20 protein-coding genes are annotated in these 20202 nt (G+C 52.6%); 11 read left to right on the top strand and 9 right to left on the bottom strand.

Annotation, left to right across the window (positions count from 1 at the left end):
* From LKE13_RS06655 to cobM, 5 genes are read left to right on the top strand one after another with little or no spacing between them, the layout of a single operon-like run.
* Positions 1-636 carry a precorrin-8X methylmutase gene (locus LKE13_RS06655; RefSeq protein WP_227949465.1) on the top strand — a complete coding sequence of 212 codons (636 nt, stop codon included), beginning with the start codon at positions 1-3 and terminating at the stop codon, positions 634-636.
* A complete protein-coding gene (cbiE, locus tag LKE13_RS06650) occupies positions 633-1838 on the top strand; it encodes a precorrin-6y C5,15-methyltransferase (decarboxylating) subunit CbiE (protein WP_227949463.1) in 1206 nt (401 codons plus the stop codon). Before LKE13_RS06655 ends, cbiE begins: the two co-directional genes overlap by 4 nt.
* Entirely contained in the window at positions 1835-2539 is a 705-nt protein-coding gene (gene cobI / locus LKE13_RS06645; RefSeq protein WP_227949461.1) for a precorrin-2 C(20)-methyltransferase, read from the top strand. The genes cbiE and cobI overlap by 4 nt, the downstream gene beginning before the upstream one ends.
* A complete protein-coding gene (gene cobJ, locus LKE13_RS06640) occupies positions 2530-4365 on the top strand; it encodes a precorrin-3B C(17)-methyltransferase (protein WP_227949459.1) in 1836 nt (611 codons plus the stop codon). Before cobI ends, cobJ begins: the two co-directional genes overlap by 10 nt.
* Positions 4362-5126, top strand: a complete 765-nt coding sequence (gene cobM / locus LKE13_RS06635) for a precorrin-4 C(11)-methyltransferase (RefSeq protein ID WP_227949457.1) — start codon at positions 4362-4364, stop codon at positions 5124-5126. The genes cobJ and cobM overlap by 4 nt, the downstream gene beginning before the upstream one ends.
* Positions 5127-5135: 9 nt before the next feature.
* Here the strand turns inward: cobM and LKE13_RS06630 are convergent, their stop codons facing one another.
* Complete coding sequence (locus LKE13_RS06630) at positions 5136-5876, bottom strand: cobalt-precorrin-6A reductase (protein ID WP_227949455.1); 741 nt, start codon at positions 5874-5876, stop codon at positions 5136-5138.
* A complete protein-coding gene (locus LKE13_RS06625; RefSeq protein WP_227949453.1) occupies positions 5869-6954 on the bottom strand; it encodes a cobalt-precorrin-5B (C(1))-methyltransferase in 1086 nt (361 codons plus the stop codon). The genes LKE13_RS06630 and LKE13_RS06625 overlap by 8 nt, the downstream gene beginning before the upstream one ends.
* Before the next feature lie 69 nt (positions 6955-7023).
* On the opposite strand from LKE13_RS06625, the gene cobA reads away from it, so the two are divergent.
* The 4 genes from cobA to cobS are packed head-to-tail and all read left to right on the top strand — an operon-like array spanning position 7024 to position 10451.
* Entirely contained in the window at positions 7024-7824 is an 801-nt protein-coding gene (gene cobA, locus LKE13_RS06620) for a uroporphyrinogen-III C-methyltransferase (RefSeq protein ID WP_415776503.1), read from the top strand.
* A 1-nt stretch (position 7825) separates the two neighbouring features.
* Positions 7826-9142 (top strand): cobyrinate a,c-diamide synthase, encoded by a 1317-nt coding sequence (locus tag LKE13_RS06615; protein ID WP_227949449.1) that lies wholly within the window; start codon positions 7826-7828, stop codon positions 9140-9142.
* A 1-nt stretch (position 9143) separates the two neighbouring features.
* Positions 9144-9656, top strand: a complete 513-nt coding sequence (gene cobU / locus LKE13_RS06610) for a bifunctional adenosylcobinamide kinase/adenosylcobinamide-phosphate guanylyltransferase (RefSeq protein ID WP_227949447.1) — start codon at positions 9144-9146, stop codon at positions 9654-9656.
* A gap of 6 nt (positions 9657-9662) precedes the next feature.
* Entirely contained in the window at positions 9663-10451 is a 789-nt protein-coding gene (cobS, locus tag LKE13_RS06605) for an adenosylcobinamide-GDP ribazoletransferase (protein WP_227949444.1), read from the top strand.
* Positions 10452-10464: 13 nt separating this feature from the next.
* On the opposite strand, the gene hrpB is transcribed toward cobS, so the two are convergent.
* Both hrpB and LKE13_RS06595 read right to left on the bottom strand, forming a co-directional pair.
* On the bottom strand, positions 10465-12984 hold the full coding sequence (gene hrpB / locus LKE13_RS06600; RefSeq protein WP_227949442.1) for an ATP-dependent helicase HrpB: 2520 nt from the start codon (positions 12982-12984) through the stop codon (positions 10465-10467).
* Positions 12981-15104: an efflux RND transporter permease subunit gene (locus LKE13_RS06595; protein ID WP_227949440.1), complete on the bottom strand. Its 2124-nt coding sequence runs from the start codon at positions 15102-15104 to the stop codon at positions 12981-12983. The genes hrpB and LKE13_RS06595 overlap by 4 nt, the downstream gene beginning before the upstream one ends.
* A gap of 86 nt (positions 15105-15190) precedes the next feature.
* On the opposite strand from LKE13_RS06595, the gene LKE13_RS06590 reads away from it, so the two are divergent.
* Positions 15191-15937: a GNAT family N-acetyltransferase gene (locus LKE13_RS06590; RefSeq protein WP_227949438.1), complete on the top strand. Its 747-nt coding sequence runs from the start codon at positions 15191-15193 to the stop codon at positions 15935-15937.
* Here the strand turns inward: LKE13_RS06590 and LKE13_RS06585 are convergent.
* From LKE13_RS06585 to LKE13_RS06565, 5 genes are read right to left on the bottom strand one after another with little or no spacing between them, the layout of a single operon-like run.
* Positions 15932-16420 (bottom strand): ureidoglycolate lyase, encoded by a 489-nt coding sequence (locus LKE13_RS06585; protein ID WP_227949435.1) that lies wholly within the window; start codon positions 16418-16420, stop codon positions 15932-15934. The genes LKE13_RS06590 and LKE13_RS06585 overlap by 6 nt on opposite strands.
* A complete protein-coding gene (alc, locus tag LKE13_RS06580) occupies positions 16417-17430 on the bottom strand; it encodes an allantoicase (protein ID WP_227949433.1) in 1014 nt (337 codons plus the stop codon). Before alc ends, LKE13_RS06585 begins: the two co-directional genes overlap by 4 nt.
* Positions 17431-17464: 34 nt before the next feature.
* Positions 17465-17977: a 2-oxo-4-hydroxy-4-carboxy-5-ureidoimidazoline decarboxylase gene (gene uraD, locus LKE13_RS06575; RefSeq protein WP_227949431.1), complete on the bottom strand. Its 513-nt coding sequence runs from the start codon at positions 17975-17977 to the stop codon at positions 17465-17467.
* Complete coding sequence (gene puuE / locus LKE13_RS06570) at positions 17974-18906, bottom strand: allantoinase PuuE (protein WP_227949429.1); 933 nt, start codon at positions 18904-18906, stop codon at positions 17974-17976. Before puuE ends, uraD begins: the two co-directional genes overlap by 4 nt.
* Positions 18903-19658 (bottom strand): GntR family transcriptional regulator, encoded by a 756-nt coding sequence (locus LKE13_RS06565; protein WP_227949427.1) that lies wholly within the window; start codon positions 19656-19658, stop codon positions 18903-18905. The genes puuE and LKE13_RS06565 overlap by 4 nt, the downstream gene beginning before the upstream one ends.
* Positions 19659-19820: 162 nt before the next feature.
* On the opposite strand from LKE13_RS06565, the gene uraH reads away from it, so the two are divergent.
* Complete coding sequence (gene uraH, locus LKE13_RS06560) at positions 19821-20174, top strand: hydroxyisourate hydrolase (protein WP_227949424.1); 354 nt, start codon at positions 19821-19823, stop codon at positions 20172-20174.
* The last annotated feature ends 28 nt before the right edge of the window (positions 20175-20202 follow it).

Here is a 20202-nt window from a genome sequence, read left to right as displayed (position 1 = left end):
ATGTATGACTATTTGCGCGATCCGGCGGCAATCTATGAGGAATCCTTCGCGGCAATAAAGCGCGAAGCTGATTTCTCTGGCATGAGTGCCGACATGCAGACGGTGGCTACGCGCATAATTCACGCCTGCGGTATGCCGGAGATTTTACCGGACCTTGCCTATCACCCCGATATCGCCAGCGCGGCTGTTTCGGCGCTTCGGGAGGGTGCCCCAATATTTTGTGACTGCGAAATGGTGACCCATGGCATTATTCGCCGGTTCTTGCCCGCTGGAAATGAGGTTATTTGCAGTTTGAATAACCCGAATACACCGCAAATGGCCGCAAAGAGAAAGACAACCCGGTCTGCCGCGGCGGTTGATCTCTGGCTTGACCGGATTGAGAACGCTGTGGCTGTCTTTGGCAATGCGCCGACGGCGCTTTTCCACCTCCTTGAGCAAATAGAGAATGGGGCACCGAAACCCGCCGCTATTCTTGCTTTTCCTGTAGGTTTTGTGGGTGCTGCAGAGTCAAAGCAGGCCATGGTAGAGAGCCATCTCGGCGTTCCTTTTATTACCTTACGCGGCCGAAAAGGCGGAAGCGCAATGGCCGCTGCCGCCCTAAATGCTTTTGCCAGTCTCGCTCAGGAGCGCATATGACAGCTTGGCTCAGCATTGTCGGAATTGGTGAAGACGGGGTGGAAAATATTTCTCCCGCAGCACGGCGCGCAATTGAGCAAGCCGCCCTGCTGGTCGGCGGAGATCGACACCTCGCCATGCTTCCCGATGACGGACGGGAGCGAAAAACTTGGCCAAGCCCGCTTATGATACTAGTAGAAGAAATCATGGCGCGGCGTGGGGACAATATCTGCATTCTCGCAACGGGCAATCCCATGCATTACGGCATCGGCGTGACCTTTGCGAAAAGACTGCCGGCGGAGGAGCTGGCAATATTCCCTGCCCTCTCCGCGTTCAGCCTCGCCGCTGCCCGTCTTGGTTGGGATCTATCCCGAACCGAACAGATCACTCTCCATGGCCGACCGCTGGAACTACTCATCCCCTATCTTGCGCCAAACAGTCGAATTCTTGCCCTTTCCGATAACGGCAAGACACCATCCGATGTCGCTCTTCTTCTCAAATCATTTGGCATGGAAAAAACGGAGATGTCCGTACTGGAGCATATGGGCGGCGCTGCGGAAAAAATCCATCATGGAACCGCCCAAGACTTCGGCACCCAAACCTTTCGCGATCTGAACACGATCGCCCTTCAATGCCCTTCTGATGCAGCCGCGCAACTCTATTCAAAAACCCCCGGCCTTCCCGACAATGCGTTCGATCATGATGGCCAAATCACAAAGCAGGAAATCCGCGCCGCAACGCTATCCGCCCTTGCGCCGTTTCCGGGAGAGCTTCTCTGGGACGTTGGTGCCGGCTCAGGCTCCATCGCCATAGAATGGGTGCGGTGCCACCCGGCGAACCGCGCATTTGCAATCGAGCCCCGGGAAGATCGCCAATCCCTGATCGAGGCAAACTGCCGGAAACTGGGCGTGCCGCAGGTGAAACTGATCAAGGGAACAGCGCCAGACGCCCTATCTAACCTCAGCGCTCCGGACGCAATCTTTGTCGGTGGCGGCCTCAGCCATGAAGGCGTTTTCGACTCTTGCTGGTCGTCCCTCAAACAGGGCGGCCGATTGGTATGCAATGCCGTCACCATTGAAGGCGAACAACACCTCTTTGAAATCCATAACCGCTTCGGCGGGACATTGACACGGCATAACATTTCACGTGCGGAAAAAATTGGTAGGTTCACAAGCTGGAAACCCTTCCGCCAGGTAACCCAAATACGATTGGTAAAAGAATGACAGGCACCCTCTACGGTCTCGGGATCGGCCCGGGCGATCCGGACCTTATCACCCTGAAAGCGCTTAAGCTGCTGCAGGCAACGAAAGTGCTTGCCTATCCGGCGCTTGAAGATGGTGACAGCCTGGCGCGGGCAATCATTGCACCGCATTTGACAGAGCCGAAAACAGAAATTGCCGTACGCATCCCGATGACTATCAAACGTGCCCCCGCCCAGGCCGCATATGATGATGCGGCCGAAGAGCTGGGCAAGTATCTTGCAAAAGGAGAGGACGTCGTCGTCCTTTGTGAGGGGGATCCCTTTTTCTATGGCTCCTTCATGTATCTATTTGGACGAATTGCCGAGAAATATCCAGTCGAAGTGGTTCCGGGTGTCTCCTCCCTAACCGCCTGCGCCACTGCCCTGCAATCGCCGCTTTCGGCACGGAATGATATCCTGACTGTGCTGCCCGCACCACTCTCTTCCGAAGTATTGCGGGACCGGCTCCGCGATACCGACAGCGCCGCGATCATGAAGGTTGGCCGACATTTCGCCCGTGTCCGTGATATAATCCTCGAACTTGGACTTGCGGAAAATGCTCGGTATATCGAGCGGGCAACAATGGAGACAGAGAAAATTCTACCCCTCTCCGATGTACCAGAGAACGCCGCCCCTTATTTCTCAATGATCCTTATTCACAAGCGGGGACAGGCATGGAAATGACACCCCCAATTGCCGTCATCCTCCTGAATGAAAGTGGCCGGGAGACAGCGGCACGAATTCAAAAATCCTATCCGGAAGCCCTCATACATGGACTTGCCGGGAGGACGTCGGAAACCGACTTAACTTTTACACAAACGGCGTCCCATTTGCAGGAACTATTCCGCGCAGGCACGCCTATAGTTGGTATTTGCGCCGCCGCCATTCTAATCCGCTGCCTCGCCCCAATCCTGCGGAACAAGCTGACCGAGCCTCCGGTAGTTGCTATCGCAGATGATGGGAGCAATATCGTGCCACTTCTCGGCGGTCATCACGGCGCCAACGGATTGGCCCGGGAAATAGCGGAGAAGCTGAATGCCCATGCGGCAATCACGACGGCCAGTGATATTCATTTCGACATCGCATTGGACGCACCGCCAAGTGACCTCACCCTTGCCAACCCGCAACATGTTAAGGAGTTTATGGCGCGAATCCTGAGCGGCGAAAAAATACGATTGGAAGGCGTCCATGGCTGGTTAAGCACATCCAACCTGCCCTTTGCCGAGGATGGGACGCTGACGATTGAAATCACCCACAAAGCCGGAAATGGAAGTAGCGAGAAGCTCTATTACCACCCGAAAATACTGGCCATCGGCGTAGGCTGCGAGAGAAACACCCCGCCCGCCGATCTGATTGAACTGGTGAAAGAGACACTCTCTACTTCGGAGATAAGTCCACTTGCCGTGGGCGCCGTCTGTTCGATTGACCTGAAATCAGACGAACCCGCCGTACATGCAGTAGCTGCTCATTTTGGGTTGCAGGCACGTTTTTTCACGGCCGCAAAGTTGGCTGAGGAAACCCCTCGCCTTGCAACGCCGTCGGACGTCGTCTTCAAGGAAGTCGGCTGTTATGGCGTGAGCGAGGGCGCCGCGCTTGCCGCGGCCGGACCGGAAGGAAGTCTGATCATCCCAAAAGAAAAGTCACAAAGAGCGACGTGCGCTGTCGTGCTATCCCCGGCATTCATCGACGCAACCAACATAGGACGAATGCAAGGCAAGCTTTCTGTCATCGGAATTGGACCGGGGCAGAAACCCTGGCGCACACCGGAGGCAAGCCGTCTGATTGAAGAAGCAACCGATCTTGTCGCTTATGGCCTCTATCTTGACCTTTTGGGACATAGTATCGATGGCAAGCGGCGCCATAACTTTGGTCTCGGAGAAGAGGAAAAACGTGTTCGCGCGGCACTTGATCTCGCCGCGGAAGGGAAAAATGTCGCCCTCATTTCTTCCGGCGATATCGGCATCTATGCCATGGCAACCCTCGTTTTTGAACTTATCGACCGAGAAGAAAATTCAGAATGGAACCGCCTTGATATTGAGGTTACGCCCGGTATTTCTGCGTTGCAGGCTGCTGCGGCACGGGCAGGAGCGCCGCTTGGACATGATTTTTGCACAATCTCGCTATCCGATCTGCTCACCCCCTGGGAGGTGATTGAAAAGCGAATTACGGCTGCAGCGGAAGGCGATTTCGTCATTTCATTTTATAACCCCGTTTCCATGAAAAGACGGACACAGCTTCATGCCGCGAAAAAAATTCTGCTTCAGCATCGTCCCATGAATACACCCGTAATTATTGCACGCAATCTGGGCCGGGAAACGGAAGATGTCTCATTCGCAACCTTAAGCGATCTTGATCCAGAGATGATTGATATGCTCACGCTCGTCATGGTTGGCTCCAGCGAGAGCCGCATTACTACCACGAATTCGGCAACAAAAAGCTGGGTTTACACCCCCCGCGGATATAGCGGAAAATCAGCAGATAAACAGGCGAAAACAGGAACAGATACATGACCGTTCATTTTATTGGCGCCGGACCGGGAGCTGCGGACCTCATTACCTTGCGTGGTCGCGATTTGATTGCGAACTGCCCGGTCTGTCTTTACGCAGGATCGCTAGTGCCGGAGGAAATCCTGACCCATGCTCCTGATAACGCGCATATCATTGATACTGCCCCCCTCACCCTTGACAAGATCATCGATGAAATGATCAAGGCGAACGACCAGGGGCTCGATATTGCGCGCGTGCATTCGGGCGACCCCAGTCTGTACGGCGCAATTGGCGAACAGATGCGCCGCCTTGATGACCTCGAAATCGAATACACGATCACACCCGGCGTGCCTGCTTTTGCAGCCGCGGCTGCTGCCCTAAAAACTGAATTTACCCTGCCCGAAGTAAGTCAAACTGTTATCCTGACCCGCACGTCCATGAAGGCAACGGCCATGCCAAATCGGGAGGATTTGGCGACCCTTGGGACGTCCGGCGCCACACTTGCCATTCATCTTTCTGTTCGAAATCTCCGTAATGTGACGGCGGAACTTATTCCTCATTATGGAGAGGATTGTCCGGTCGCTGTAGTCTTCCGAGCAAGCTGGCCGGATGAGCAAATCATTCGCGGGACACTTGCGGATATCCAAGGGAAAGTCCGCACCTCAAAAATCACCCGCACCGCCCTGATCATTGTCGGTCGCGTGCTGGAGGCAAAGGGTTATCGGGACAGCGCCCTCTATCATGCGGATCATGTGCATGTCCTTCGGCCGAAACGAAAAGCATAAAATTTCGGCCTATAAACCAACCGCAGTAAGTAGCGCACCCATATCCGAAAAGCTGGTGCAATCAGGCAAGACCGGACGTGCTATCATGGTAACGGGTATATTGAGTTCCCGAGCAGCCGCAATTTTCGCGTAGGTCGCTGTGCCGCCGCTATTTTTGCTGATAATCAGATCGATCCGATATTCGCAAAGCAATCTGACTTCATCTTCTTTCGAAAATGGCCCTCGTGTCCGGATGAATTTAACTTCGCTTTGCTGCGGCGCAAAATCAGCCTTTTCAATGCTTCGTACCAGAAAGAATTTACCCGAAATTCCCTCAAACGGTAAGAGTTCTTGACGCCCAACTGTGAGAAAAATTCGATTGAAATCGCACGCCTTCTTTGCGGCCCCCTCTACGCTGGAAACAGAAATCCAACAATCCCCCGGCTCCTGTTTCCATTCAGGGCGTTGAAACCGTAGATAGGCGATACCGCATTCCGCACATGCGGCGCAGGCATTTTGGGTGATTTTTCCAGCAAACGGATGGCTCGCATCAATGACAAGTTCAATTTGATTGTCGGCGATGAAGTTTACTAACCCCTCTTCTCCGCCGAACCCGCCGACAACCGTTTTCCCGGACAGCAACGTCGGATTGCGCGTACGTCCAGCAAGGGAGGTGATCAAGTCAACGTCGGACCTTCGCGCTAGGGTTTCGTTTAGTTCGACTGCTTCGCTCGTCCCGCCAAGGAGGAGAATTTTCTTATTCTTAGTCATCACTCCGGCCCACCAAATTTCCGGATCGATCAAAAATAAGTACATTTAGGATAATACCATCACCCACAATCTTCGACGCAACTTCTCGCGCCTTTTGTGCGACATAATCCGCTAAAGGGAGACCCGTTGCCTCGGCGGATTGAAGGACCTGCATCGCCGTATTTGCCTCTGCAGTCATAGCAACTAAATCCGCATCCGCTCCGAGGGTCGCCAATTGATTGGCCAACCAGTTAAAGTCAACATGGCTACGCCCAGAATGAAGATCCATATGCCCCAACGCAAGCTTGGTAATCTTGGCAAATCCGCCGGCAATTGTGAGGCGTGGCACAGGATGCTTTCTAAGGTATTTCAACACACCGCCCGCGAAATCTCCCATATCCAGCAGAGCGGTTTCCGGCAGATCATAAATCGCCGCCACGGCCTTTTCGGATGTTGACCCCGTGCTTGCAGCTAGATGAGCGAGGTTATTCGCCCGCGCAACGTCAATGCCACGGTGGATTGACGCAATCCAGGAAGCGCAGGAATAGGGCACGACAATACCGGTCGTCCCCAGAATTGAGAGGCCACCAACAATGCCAAGGCGCCTGTTCATTGTGTGACGCGCGAGTTCCTCGCCATTCTCAACACTGATCTCGATATCAATATCCTGTGGTTCCTTAAAACTACCGGCTACCTCGGCAACGACCTCCTGCATCATCTGTCGCGGCACGGGATTAATCGCCGCGTTACCAACGGAAATGGGCAACCCGTCCTTTGTGACAGTCCCTACACCGTTACCCGCAAGGAAACGAATACCTGCACCGGCCTTACCTCGCCTGACGGTCGAAATAATCCGCGCAAGATGAGTAACATCCGGATCATCGCCCGCATCTTTAATGACGCTGACGCGAACAAAGTCCTGGCCTTTTTCCTCTGTTGCCAAGGCAAAAGCAGGATTCTGACCGCGTGGCAGGGTAATTGTCACCGGGTCCGGAAAGTCGCCACCAAATAACGCCGTCAATGCCGCCTTCGTTGCGGCGGTTGCGCAAGCGCCAGTGGTCCATCCATATCGCAGTTCCTTTGCGGATTTCTCTGTCATAGTTACATTTATAGGCCCCGGCCTCACTGATGGCTAGGCGTCTTGAGAATAGATGTGTAAAAGAAGGTTATGGAAGAAATTTTGAGTAAACTACCCGCGTTCGATCCGGGCTCCGTCTGGCTGGTTGGCGCCGGTCCCGGTGACGCGGGACTGCTAACTTTGTACGGCTATGAAGCGTTACGGCAAGCGGACGTACTGGTTTATGATGCGCTGGTCGGTCAGGACATTCTTAGCCTGACCGGGCCAGATACTATTCTCGAATATGCCGGCAAGCGCGGCGGCAAGCCTTCGCCGAAACAGACGGATATCACAGAGCGGCTGATCGCCCTCGCCCGTGAAGGGAAAAAAGTGCTTCGCCTCAAGGGTGGAGACCCTTACATCTTTGGCCGTGGCGGTGAAGAAGCATTAATGCTCGCTGCCCACAATATCCCTTTTCGGGTCATTCCCGGCATTTCCTCAGGTGTTGGCGGTCTGGCCTATGCGGGCATTCCCCTCACTCATCGGGAAACCAATTCTGCTGTTACCTTCCTGACCGGCCATGACGCGAGTGGCGAAGTGCCGAACGTCGATTGGGAGCATATTGCCAAGGGCTCGCCGGTAATTGTTATCTATATGGGACTGAAGCATATCGCGACGATCACAGAACGATTAATTGGCTTTGGCCGCCCGAAAGAAGAGCCCGTCGCGGTCATCTTCAAGGCTACAACGGAAGAACAGGAAGTTATTGTATCGACGCTGGAGAATGCCGCAATAGATGTCGAGACAAGTGGCCTGAAGCCTCCGGCCCTAATTGTTGTTGGGGAAGTTGTGAACCTTCGACCGCATCTTGACTGGTACAGCCGCTATTCCGCTGGAATTGACGGGATCTGACATGGCATCCGCGAATGCCCCTACTCTGATTATTGCTGCGCCCGCGTCTGGCTCAGGGAAAACGACAATCACGCTGGCTCTGCTGCGGGCATTCCGCCGAAAGGGCATCGACATAGGCTCCTTCAAAATCGGTCCAGATTATATCGACCCGGTATTTCATAGCTATGCGAGCGGCAATCCCTGTCTCAATCTCGATCCTTGGGCAATGCGACCGGAAAGCCAAAACACCATTCTAGAGCACGTCAGGCGAAACAAAGACCTAGTTATCGGCGAAGGCGTGATGGGGCTGTTCGATGGCGCGCGGGACGGGACAGGCTCAACGGCTGATGTTGCAGCCGATTGGCAAATTCCGATCATTCTTGTGGTGGACGCCAAAGGTCAAGGGGCGAGCGTTATGGCTCTCCTGCAAGGCTTTGAAAACCATAGGGAGGATACCTCTCTCGCAGGTGTGATTTTCAACAAAGTCGGCGGGCCGGGCCACGTCGATCTTCTCAAAAGCGCCGCGGCAGATGCAGGTATTCCGGCACTTGGATTTATACCAAAATCAGAGAGCCTTACACTCAATCATCGACATCTGGGGCTGGTCCAGGCTCGCGAGAAACCGGACCTTGAGGTATTTCTGGAAACGGCCGCAGATATTGTTGAAACCAACTGCGATCTGATATTTTTGCGAAAAATCGCAAAACCGAATGCGCCAATGAAAGAAACCCCAAATTCGTTCATTCCACCACTGGCACAGCGGATCGCCATAGCCGAGGACGATGCCTTTGCATTTACGTATCCACATATTCTTGCAGGATGGCAACAATCTGGAGCGGAAATTACTTTTTTCTCTCCCCTTGCAGATGAGGCGCCGGATCAAACCTCCGACGCTGTCTTTTTACCCGGCGGATATCCAGAGCTCTATGGTGACACTCTTGCCGCATCTGAAACATTCAAGGCGGGTGTCCGCGCCATTGCGTCGAAAAACAAACCGGTATATGGCGAATGCGGGGGCTTTATGGTCCTCGGCGAAGAGCTCACTGACAGGCAAGGTGCGGGCCACAAGATGCTGGGGTTGCTACCCATTGAAACAACTTTCGCGGAACCGAAACTCTATCTCGGATATCGCAATGCGCGCCTCACGTCAAAGTGCATTCTTGGGAATTCAAATGACGCTTTAGCGGCCCATGAATTCCATTATGCAACGCTTACCAAATCAGGAGAAGTGCCGCCCCTGTTCAACATATCAGACGCAACGGGCAAAGACCTTGGGTCCGCTGGAGCAGTGGTCGGGTCTGTTGCCGGATCATTCATTCATCTAATTGATCGGAGGTAAAATGGGCGGCAAAATCACTCTTGTCCTTGGTGGTGCTCGATCCGGCAAAAGCCGTTGTGCAGAAAATCTGGCGATTGAAAGCGGTTTGTCCCGCCTTTATTTGGCGACGGCCCAAGCCTTTGATAGCGAAATGGAAAACCGTATTGCCCGCCACCAGGAAGACCGGGGAAGCGGTTGGAAAACAGTTGAAGAACCCCTTGATCTGTCAGGTGCAATAATTACTCATTCTGCGAAGGGGCGGATCATTCTAGTGGATTGTCTTACCCTCTGGCTCAGTAATCTGATGGCAAGTAACCGACCCATTAAAGAAGAGTTCGAACAACTGATTGATACGATAAAGGCCCTTCCGGGACCGCTAGTCCTTGTCTCGAACGAAGTCGGTCAAGGCATCGTTCCCGATAATGCGTTATCGCGGGCCTTTCGGGATCATGCGGGTCGGCTTCATCAACAGATAGCGGAAATCGCCGATGAGGTATATTTTATAACCGCCGGGCTTCCACAGAAACTTAAATAGGCTGACATGACCGATCCTCAATCCAAAAACCATATGGCTTACAAAGGCGGCTGGGTGCAGGACTTCATGGTGGCGCTTGTCTTTCTGACACGCCTGCCAATCCAGCCGGGGTTTACCTTTGACGTGTCCGCCCTTAAGACCGCCTGTCGGGCCTTCGCACTGATCGGCTTGATTGTTGGAGGTGTATCAGGAACAGTTTATATCCTTGCTGCGTATTTGGGATTGCCTCTCTATGTCTCTGCTATCCTCGCGGTGGGCGCACAGATCATCGTCACTGGCGCATTGCATGAAGATGCGATCGGAGACGTTGCGGATGGTTTCGGCGGCGGAGCAGATAAAGAGAAAAAGCTGGCGATCATGCGGGACAGTCGCGTCGGCACCTATGCCGTTGTGGCTCTTATCCTTTTTATCGGCCTGAAAATTGCTGTTCTTGGCGGCATGCCCGATCCGCTCTTTGGCTTTTCCTTATTAATAGTGGCCGCTGCGCTTAGTCGGGGTCTGATGACATGGGCACTTTATCTTATGCCCGCCGCGCGAGAGGATGGGCTTGGACATGGCGTAGGAAGGCCAGATATGAAGGCACCGCTGGTCAGCACAATTATCTGTATCCTTATTGCTATTTTTATTCTCGGGCCGCAACTCGGAGCTATTGCCCTCATGGCCGGGATTATCGGTGCCAGCTTGATGGGTATGATAGCAAAACGCCAGATCGGTGGGCAAACAGGAGATGTAGTGGGTGCCATTCAGCAGGTGGCGGAAATCTTTATATTGATCGCCTGCCTCGCGGCCATCTGATCAGAATATCAAACTATGCTTTGCGCGGCTTTGCGCGATGGGTTGCTTCGGCCTGCATCGGATCATCGGGCCAGTAGTGTTTAGGATATCGGCCTTTCAAATCCTTTTTCACCTCCAAATAGGTTTTTTGCCAGAAGCTTGCCAGATCCTGCGTAATCTGAACCGGCCGTCGCGCTGGGGACAGTAAATGAACGGACACCGCAACACGTCCCTCCGCCAGCTTTGGAACATCGCTCAGGCCAAAAACCTCCTGCAGGCGCACGGCAAGAACCGGCGTATCTGGATTCGAATAATCAAGGCGAATATCAGAGCCGCTCGGCACCCTGATCGTTGCGGGGGCGAAATTTTCCAGATGCGTCAGCTGTTCCCAGCTTAAATAGTTTTTGAGTATCTCCAGCAGGTTTAACTGCTTTATATCTGCAAGGGATGTTAGCCCGGCAAGATAGGGTAAGAGCCATATATCTAGCGTTTCCTCCAGCTCCTCTGGGGATAAATCCGGCCAGCCGCCCTCCGGATCATGATGCCGTGCGAAATTGACACGGTCGATAAAGGATTTGCTTTCAGAACTCCACGGGAGGACCTTCAACCCCCTTCCAAGTATGGCATTCAGTAGAGCCGTAGATATTTCTTCCGGCGCAGGATTCTTGATACGCTGGCTTTCCAACATCAAAGCCCCTAGCTTTCGCTCTTCAACGGCGATAACCCGCTCTTTCTTTTCGTCCCAGTAAACCCGGCGCACGGATACAATCTGATCCGCGAAATTGTCCTCGATTTCCTCGGACGTAATCGGCGCGGCAAGATCAACTCGCGCATCTCTTCCCCTCCCATCCAACTCAGCGATGACTATGTAGGGCTCTCCTTTAAGACTGTCATTCTCTGCGAGGCGCGCGCCGCGCCCTCCGCTAAGGCGATATTGCACTTCACTCCCCTCTCGCAATTCACCAATGCGGTCAGGATAGGCGAAAGCAAGCAATTGTCCGGCAAGTCCGATTTCTCTTCCAGCATCTTTGATAGAAAGTCTTCGGGTCAGATCCTTACTCACGCGCAAAACCTGCTGAGAAGAACCAAAACTTCCTTTTTTTGCATTGCCTCTCCTTACCTCTTCGAGAATTTCCAGACGCGCGCGAATGTCGGAATTAGGGAATTCACGATCACGCTGCATAATATCTCTTTCCGAAAGGAGTGCCGCGATATCGGCAGCGAGAGCCTCAGCGTTAATATCCTGAGCGCACAAAAGCATACCAGCAAGCCGAGGGTGGAGTGGTAACTTAACGATTTCCTGCCCCAGTGCAGTGATCTTCCCCTCCTCATCAAGGGCGCCAAGTGCACGAAGCAGATCCTGACCCTGCGCCCAAGGCCCGGGCGGCGGAGCATCCATCCAATATAGCTCCGTAACGTCCTTTACACCCCAATTAGCAAGCTCCAGAACAAGTGAGCTCAAATCCGCATTCATGATCTCGGGGGAGGTAAAATCAATCAGCCCCCGATCCTCCGCCGCCGTCCAGAGGCGATAGCATATTCCCGGTCCCAACCGGCCGGCACGACCCCGGCGCTGATCCGCCGATGCGCGGCTGACGCGCCGGGTTACCAGCGCCGTCATTCCGCTATTTGGATCAAACATGGGATTACGGGCCAAACCCGCGTCGATAACAATTTTCACCCCTTCAATAGTGAGGCTTGTTTCCGTAATATCCGTCGATAGAACTATTTTTCGTCTTCCCTCCGGGTCAGGCTGAATGGCTCGGTCCTGTTCCCGGGCGGGCAAATTGCCATAAAGCGGCATAACCAGCGAGTCTTTCAGCTTGGCTGATCCTGCTAACAACTTCTCTGTTCGTTTGATCTCCCCAGCGCCGGGCAGGAAGACAAGAATATCGCCTTCATCTTGCTGCGTTGCATCTTCAATGACCGCCGCTACAGTTTGCTCAACTCGTTTGGTAGAAGGCCGCTCCAAAAACCTTGTTTCAACCGGAAACTGACGGCCTTCGCTCTTGATCACAGGTGCGCCACTCAAGGCATTGGATAGACGCTCACCTTCAATCGTGGCGGACATCAAGAGTAACTTCAGATCGTCGCGCAAAACTTCCTGAACCTGTCGCGCCAGAGCGAGACCCAGATCAGTCTGCAGGCTGCGTTCATGGAACTCATCGAAAATAATCAGCCCAACGCCCGCGAGTTCCGGATCAGATTGCAGGCGCCGGGTCAATATCCCTTCCGTCACCACCTCGATCCGTGTCTGGTGGCTGACCTTGCTATCGAGTCGCACGCGATAACCAACCGTCTTCCCAACGTCTTCACCTAGAAGGTCCGCCATTCGGCGCGCCGCTGCGCGGGCCGCGAGACGGCGCGGTTCCAGCATGATAACTTTTTGACTGCCGACTAATCCCTTTTGCAGCAAATAGAGCGGCACCAGCGTCGTCTTACCCGCACCGGGCGCAGCCTCCAGAATGGCCGACGGAGAATTTTCCAACGCCGATGCGACATCCTCCAGAATATCGACAACCGGCAAACCGGTTTTTGTAAAATCAATGCTCATTCAACTCTCGTTCCTCTAGTGAGAAATCTCGCCAACAATGGGAAAAGAGTGAGAGTTGCCGCCCCTGCGAAAAGAGCGCCCAAAACAATCTCGCCGCCGAACCGAACGGTCGGCGGAAAAGCTGAGATTGAAAAGATCAGGAAACCAATCGCAATGATACCGCTGGACGTCACAATGCCCACTGATTGTTCCTGTAGTGCTCGCGTGATCGCCGCCGCACCTTTTCCGGGAAACCCATCTCGCCGAAGTGCCAAGGCCAGATGGATCAACGCATCCACAGCAATGCCGAAGCAGACACTAACTGCGGGAGCGGAAATAACATCCACCGGCACGTTAAACCAACCCGCGCTGCCCAGCACTGTCAAGGGGATGAGCGCGGCCGTCAGGATCATCGCGAGCGCCACCTGCCAACTCCGGCTAACTATCCAGGCAATCAGCCCAAACAACAAAAGCAACATGGATGTTCCGGTAATAAGGCTCCGCGTCACAAGATCGGAGAGGCGTCCCTGTAGTGCATAGACCCCTCCGGTCAAGGCCGATTCAAACCCCGCCGCCGCAACAATTTCCTGAAGACGCTGTGTAACCGTATTGCGAGACTCGTTCCGTGACGTTTCTTTCATTCTAAGTAGATATAATGTCTGGTTCCGGTCATCATTCAGGAAATTATCCGCTACGTTATCATTAATGCCAAGGGACAAAAGGCTCACGATTTCCCGCCATGGCAGCAAAAAGGCCAACGGATGTGAGTTGGCCTCCGCCAATAGCGCCGGAAGGGAAATGACAGTGCCGACATTTTTCTCCGCCAGCAAGTCGTTATGCAAGTTCCACATGGCCTCATAACCTGCTTCGGTGTCGAGCCTGCCGCCATCTTTCAGACGAACAACGAGCTTCAGCGGACTACTCCCCCCGTTTCGATCAACAAAAGCCAACCCTTCAAAAAGGTCGGAATCTTTCTCAAAATAGTTTAGAAGGCTCGGATCGGTATTCAACCGAAAAAGACCCGGCACAGAGGCAACTGCAATCAATATCAAACAGGCGCCAATTCCGTATCGAATGACAACTATTGGTTTTCTATTTGCAATGTCGCTCGCAGCATGTTTTTCCGTCGATCGCCTGACCGCGAAGAGTAAGAATGCGGGATAGATCAGATAGCAACACAGAAGCGCCGCAAAAGAGCCAACGATGCCCCCAGCTCCAAGCTGGCTCAATGGCTCCGCTGCTACATTGAGGAGGGCGGCAAAGCCCAGAAGCGTCGTCACCATACACCAGAAGGACGCACGGAAAGTCTGCGAAACGGCATACCTTACTGCATCAAGCTCCCCCAGATCACTTACTTGCCGCCAATTAGCCGTCAAATAAATCGCCTGGGACTGAACCAGCACAAAAACAATAATGGCGAGATTTGCCGTCAGAATACCGATGGACTGACCGAGCAATTGCAAGATCAACAGAGTCAGAAATATAGCAGTAATACCGCTCACACAGCCCCCCAGCGCAATCACCGGTGAGCGGAAAACGATCAACAGGATGAAGACAAAAATAACTAGTGATGCTGTGCTGAAAACTTGCAGATCATATATCAAGCTTCGACGTATTTGCTCGACAATGTAGGGCATCCCGGACAAACGAATATGAAACGCGTCTCCGTCGTTGAAGAGCGCTGATGCTGCCTCAATCTCGCCAATCAGACCATTAGGGGAATTTGTACCGACAAAGGCAATAATCAATGTAGCACTGTTATCTTCGCCGATTAGAAGCGGTCGCCAAAAGGGGCTTTCGCTTGCCGCCTTGACGTCCTCTGGGCCTGTGGCAACGCTTATCAGGCGAGTTATTCCATGGATCTTGGCAAGATCCTCCGACAAATTTATTAGCCGCGCATAATATCGAGGAGAAAAAATATCTCGTCCAGCAACGCTGATAATCAGGAATTCATCAGAAGGAAAGAGATCATGAATGGCTGCAGACTGAGCAAGCTCTGGATCATTTGAGCTAAAGAAGAAATCTGGCGACACCTCGGGGCGCAGATCAACGAACCGCAAAAACAATACTGTGATCAAGATCATTCCCAGCACACACGTCGCCATCAGGCGAACTTTCAGCGGCTTGAAAAAAGAACTCATGGGCAGACCAATGCTCCTGTGGCAGTATGGGTAACTATTCTGGGTCCTCTCAGGAATACCAACTCAAATAAACTTTATGGCGTCTTATGTTACATCGGATTGCTGAAATAGAAGCCCATTCCCTTTCCGCCATCCCGGCGCTCAAAACCGAAATCTATGACGGTTGGCACTTGCGGTTTGCGCGAAACCATACACGTCGCGCCAATTCGGTCAATGTTGTATCGCAAGGGGAGCTACCGCTGATCGAAAAAATAGATCACTGCGAAGCGGCCTATGCAAAAGAAGAACAACCCTGCCATTTTCGCCTGACTCCGCTCGCCAATGAAGGGTTAGATGATATGCTAGCGGCGCGGGACTATGGCTCCTTCGGTGAGACAGAGGTGCGCATGCAGACACTTGAGAATGATATTCACGCTGACACTGGCGAGGATCTCATCATATATGACTCCAACTCGGCAGTCTGGTTGAATGGCGTTGCCGCGCTAACGGGGCAGGATATGGCGAAACAGGACATTTTTTGCGAAATGCTGTCCTTGATTAATTTCGACATTCAGGCCATCGCCATTCTGCGCGGGAAAGAAATCGTCGCCTGCGGTATGGGGGTTCAATCCAAGAACTATCTTGGCCTTTTCGAGTTTGCGACCCACCCAAGTTTTCGCCGACGGGGTTTTGCCGCGCGCATTGCGCGGCATATGCTCCATACGGCTAAAAAGTCAGGTGTCACAATGGCGTATCTTCAAGTTGTGACAGAAAATAAAGCTGCACGGGAATTCTGGAGCCGTATCGGTTTTCGTGAAGTGCTCTACCGCTATCACTATCGGAGCAAGCTATAAAGCAAGGATCAGGTTTGGATTTTCAAAATAGATCTCATCGCAATTGGCGCCGTCTCCACCCCGGTCGATCACCAGAAAATCACTGACCTCCTCTAGTGCCATGACCGGATGATGCCACGTACCAGCGCGATAATTGACCCCCTGATACCCCTCCGCTCGAAATAGCCGCAAGTCATCCGGTCGAACTTGCTCCCCTTTCGGAGCAACCAGAACGAGATAGGGCCGATTGTTGAGCGGAATAAAAGCCTGACTTCCTCTCGGGTGCCGCTCTACCAAACGAATGTTCAGCGGATATTCAAGCGGGGCTGCGCGAAAGATATTTACCAGAACGTGCCCGCCGGTATCAGTCTCTATTTTCGCGAGGTCGTGAAAGCGGGTCGTTGATCCATTATTGATTGTAAAATTTTCCGCACCATCAGTCTCGATCACATCACCGAAAGGCGCAAAAGCCTCCCTCGTCAACGGTTCTATCTTGATGGTCATTTTACGTCCCGGCTAATATGCCCATAAAGCCTCAGACGGCTGACCCCGCCATCGGGAATAATGTTAAGCCGGACATGACTCACAGGGCCAATATCTGCCACCTCTTTTTCAAAGCTGTGGATTGCATCCATTTCAAGCTTCTGTTCTGGCAGCAGCGTCTTCCAGAACATGCTTTGCGTGACGAGTGATTGGTCCGTTCCGCCTGATACCAACGCCGCCTGAATTGAGCATCGATCAGGATAATTTCCCTTAAAATGTGCCGTATCGACTTCGATTTTCGAAATAACCCCGGGATGACCTAAAGCAATCAACGCCCAGTCATTGCCGGGCTCTCGCCGTCGACGTGTCTCCCAACCATCGCCCATATTGATCCCGCGCCCTGGTGCGAGAATTTGCGATGGTGTGCCATAATGTTCATCGCTTGCGGCAATGCCGCGCCCGCCATTGATCAGCGCCGCAAGATCAATCATCTCATCCGGATCACGCTGATCCCAATTACATTGGACCTGCCCATAGACGCGAAGTCGGGCGACACCGCCATCAGGGTATATGTTGAGTCGCAAATGGCTCCAGGTTCGGGAATTCGAAACCGCATGCGCATGATGGCTATCGCCTTCCAAACCGACGGCGGGGAGGATTTCCGTCCATTCCGTATCAGAACCTGGCTCCCCCACCACTAGACAAGCATCGATGGACGCAGAGGGCGGAAAATTTCCCGTAAAGTGGCTGGTGTCAATATCGACACCATAAATCACACCCGGCAGGCCAAGACGAACAATGCAGTGATCATATCCCTCCCCACGTTTGCGGCGGCTTTCCCAGCCATCCATCCACTTGCCGTTTTCATCATATTTATCGGCGATAAATACCGGCGCCGCCGGATCGATCAGCCGGGATTTATCCGCAAAAAAATCATCCGTTGCAAAGATCACTTCCGCCCCAAGACGCGACGAGGCAAGGTCGATATACTTCTGGATGAAGCTGGCAACATCATCGGTTGGTAAACTCATTTATTTCTCCATATGCGATCCGAAGACCCCAATTCTATAGCTCGGCCAGACGAAATCGGGCAATCTTGTCTATTTCCGCAAGGGCAGTGGCAAACTCTTCTTCTTGCGAATTTTGAAGCCGCGCTTTAAATCCGGCAATGATTTTATGGCGATTGCTATTCTTCACCGCCATGATAAAGGGAAAGCCAAATTTTTTCTTATAGGCCGCATTATAATTCTGAATTGCCTCGAATTCCTCGGGTGAGCAATTATCCAACCCGGCCCCTGCCTGTTCAGACGTGGAGGCCGCTGTTAATTCCCCTTGCACAGCAGCCTTACCTGCGAGATCCGGATGCGCGTGAATGAGCGCGCGTTTCTCTTCCTCGCTTGCCGCCGCGACAATTGCTGCCATCAGGCGGGCCATTTCTTCAATTTCATCATGCTTGTCGGAAATACCTGCGGCCCAGGCACGTTCCGCCACCCATGGGGAATGCTCATAAACCCCACCAAAAATTTCAATAAATTGAACGCAGTTCATTTTTCTGGGCAATGATCGAAATTTGGTCACAGCTGATTTTTTTCCTGGGATGGCGAATGATGTTCATGCCAGTGCCGAGCGATGTCAATACGGCGACAGAACCAGACCGCGTCATGCCCGCGGGCGTATTCGATAAACCGCTTCAGCGCCGCAATCCGCCCTGGCCGCCCGACAATACGGCAATGCAAGCCGATTGACATCATCTTAGGGCTCGCCTCCCCTTCCTCATATAAAGTATCAAAACTATCTTTTAGATAGGCATAGAATTGATCCCCACTGTTAAAGCCCTGCGGAGATGCAAAGCGCATGTCGTTCGCATCAAGCGTATAGGGGATTACCAATTGATGACGCCCGGCCTCATAATTCCAGTAGGGCAAATCATCGTCATAGGCATCGGCATCATAAAGAAAGCCACCTTCTTCCGCGACAAGACGGCTGGTGTTCGGACTTGTGCGCCCCGTATACCACCCAAGAGGACGCTCTCCGGTCATGCGTTCAATAATCTCAATTGCTTTTTGCATATGCACGCGCTCTACCGCTTCCGGCACATCCTGATAATTAATCCAACGATAACCATGGCTGCAAATCTCATGACCGAGATCGACGAATGCGCGGGTCACATTCGGGTTTCGTTCCAGCGCCATGGCAACGCCAAATATGGTCAATGGCACGTCATACTTTTCGAACAGTTTCAGTATCCGCCAAACGCCCGCACGACTGCCGTATTCATAGAGCGATTCCATACTGACGTGGCGTTTTCCGGGCAAGGGATCAGCACCGATAATTTCGGATAAAAATGATTCGGACGCATCATCCCCGTGCAAAATGCAGTTCTCCCCGCCTTCCTCGTAATTCAGGACAAATTGAACGGCAACGCGGGCATTTCCCGGCCACTTCGGATCAGGTGGAGTTCGCCCGTATCCTATCAAATCACGAGGATATTCCTGCGCCTCATTCACATTGCACCCCGTGATTTTCCGCCTGTTTTAACGGGTTTTGAAAAAATTGAATAGAGATCCGCCTTTGTATCATTTTCACGAAGATTTAGTTGATCTTCACAGGCCTGCAAATGCGCATTCATAAGCGCAATCGCGCGATCTTCATCCTGCGCGGCGATGGCCTTGATTATTTCCGCATGCTCATCGCAGCTACAAGGTGAAAGCGTACCCTTTTGATATTGGACAATAATAAGGGAGGTACGTGAAACAAGCTCTCTTAAAAATGCCGACAGCGTTTGATTGCCCGCAATCTCCGCCAGCTTCAAATGGAAGTCACCAGACAAACGAACCCAGGCCTCATGATCTCCCGTCTCAAGACTGAGACGTTCTTCGGCAATGGCACACTTAAGGTCCTTTATATCCGCCGGAGATTGTTTACGAACGGCCGCACGAATAATCCCCTCCTCGATCAAGCGTCGCGCCTGCAAAACTTCTCTTGCTTCTTCCGGAGACGGCTCCGAAACAAAGGCTCCCCGATTAGGCTGAATTCGAACAATACGCTCATGAGAGAGGCGCTGCAAAACGGTGCGGATCACCGTCCGGCTGACACCGAATATTTCGCCCAAAGTATCTTCGGAGAGCTTGGTGCCGGGAGCAAGGCGTTGCTCCAGAATGGCGTCTAGCATCTCCTCATAAATATGATCATTTTGAGAGGTTTTGCGAGAGTCACTATTGCTTTCGGTCAAAGCGGCTGTTGGGGCAGTCCGGCTCATTTGTTTTCCTTAAATCTTTTAAATTCCCTCCCCATATTTATACAATATAGAAAATTATTGTATACAAAAATAATAAATTATGTGGACAATCGAGATTGTGTAATGCAAAGTTTTGACTGTTCTGCGGAGGAGCAGGGCAGAAGCCATTCTTTAAGGACAGCTATGGGCAAACTGACAACGCATGTTCTCGATACTGCCGCCGGAACCCCCGGGGAGGGAATTAGGGTTGAGCTTTATCGGCAAGCTGGCAATGAGTGGAAGCTGATCAAAACAACTCATACGAACGCCGATGGGCGGTGCGATGCCCCCCTTATCGAAGGAGACTCCTTTTCTAAAGGGGAGTTTGAGCTTCATTTCCATGCCGGGGATTACTTTGACCGCCAAGACATTGCCCTACCAGAACCAAAGTTTCTTAATGAGGTGGTTCTCCGGTTTGGCATAGCCGACACGGAGGCGCATTATCACGTTCCTCTGCTTATCTCCCCCTATGGTTACTCCACCTATCGGGGAAGTTAAAGGCGATGGGAAGAAATGATATGATGGC

This window comes from Sneathiella sp. HT1-7, assembly GCF_020731145.1.
In the GTDB taxonomy this organism is placed as follows: domain Bacteria; phylum Pseudomonadota; class Alphaproteobacteria; order Sneathiellales; family Sneathiellaceae; genus Sneathiella.
The sequence above is the reverse complement of the archived record's forward strand: the minus strand, read 5'-3'. Positions and strand labels throughout refer to the sequence as shown.

Bases quoted from the DNA above. Each gene is read 5' to 3' on its own strand.
- LKE13_RS06630 (WP_227949455.1), bottom strand. From the start codon at position 5,876: ATGACTAAGAATAAGAAAATTCTCCTCCTTGGCGGGACGAGCGAAGCA.
- cobA (WP_415776503.1), top strand. From the start codon at position 7,024: ATGGAAGAAATTTTGAGTAAACTACCCGCGTTCGATCCGGGCTCCGTC.
- LKE13_RS06565 (WP_227949427.1), bottom strand. From the start codon at position 19,658: ATGAGCCGGACTGCCCCAACAGCCGCTTTGACCGAAAGCAATAGTGAC.
- cobJ (WP_227949459.1), top strand. From the start codon at position 2,530: ATGGAAATGACACCCCCAATTGCCGTCATCCTCCTGAATGAAAGTGGC.
- uraH (WP_227949424.1), top strand. From the start codon at position 19,821: ATGGGCAAACTGACAACGCATGTTCTCGATACTGCCGCCGGAACCCCC.
- LKE13_RS06615 (WP_227949449.1), top strand. From the start codon at position 7,826: ATGGCATCCGCGAATGCCCCTACTCTGATTATTGCTGCGCCCGCGTCT.
- cbiE (WP_227949463.1), top strand. From the start codon at position 633: ATGACAGCTTGGCTCAGCATTGTCGGAATTGGTGAAGACGGGGTGGAA.
- LKE13_RS06590 (WP_227949438.1), top strand. From the start codon at position 15,191: ATGTTACATCGGATTGCTGAAATAGAAGCCCATTCCCTTTCCGCCATC.
- LKE13_RS06655 (WP_227949465.1), top strand. From the start codon at position 1: ATGTATGACTATTTGCGCGATCCGGCGGCAATCTATGAGGAATCCTTC.
- cobM (WP_227949457.1), top strand. From the start codon at position 4,362: ATGACCGTTCATTTTATTGGCGCCGGACCGGGAGCTGCGGACCTCATT.
- LKE13_RS06585 (WP_227949435.1), bottom strand. From the start codon at position 16,420: ATGACCATCAAGATAGAACCGTTGACGAGGGAGGCTTTTGCGCCTTTC.
- LKE13_RS06625 (WP_227949453.1), bottom strand. From the start codon at position 6,954: ATGACAGAGAAATCCGCAAAGGAACTGCGATATGGATGGACCACTGGC.
- LKE13_RS06595 (WP_227949440.1), bottom strand. From the start codon at position 15,104: ATGAGTTCTTTTTTCAAGCCGCTGAAAGTTCGCCTGATGGCGACGTGT.
- alc (WP_227949433.1), bottom strand. From the start codon at position 17,430: ATGAGTTTACCAACCGATGATGTTGCCAGCTTCATCCAGAAGTATATC.
- cobS (WP_227949444.1), top strand. From the start codon at position 9,663: ATGACCGATCCTCAATCCAAAAACCATATGGCTTACAAAGGCGGCTGG.
- cobI (WP_227949461.1), top strand. From the start codon at position 1,835: ATGACAGGCACCCTCTACGGTCTCGGGATCGGCCCGGGCGATCCGGAC.
- cobU (WP_227949447.1), top strand. From the start codon at position 9,144: ATGGGCGGCAAAATCACTCTTGTCCTTGGTGGTGCTCGATCCGGCAAA.
- hrpB (WP_227949442.1), bottom strand. From the start codon at position 12,984: ATGAGCATTGATTTTACAAAAACCGGTTTGCCGGTTGTCGATATTCTG.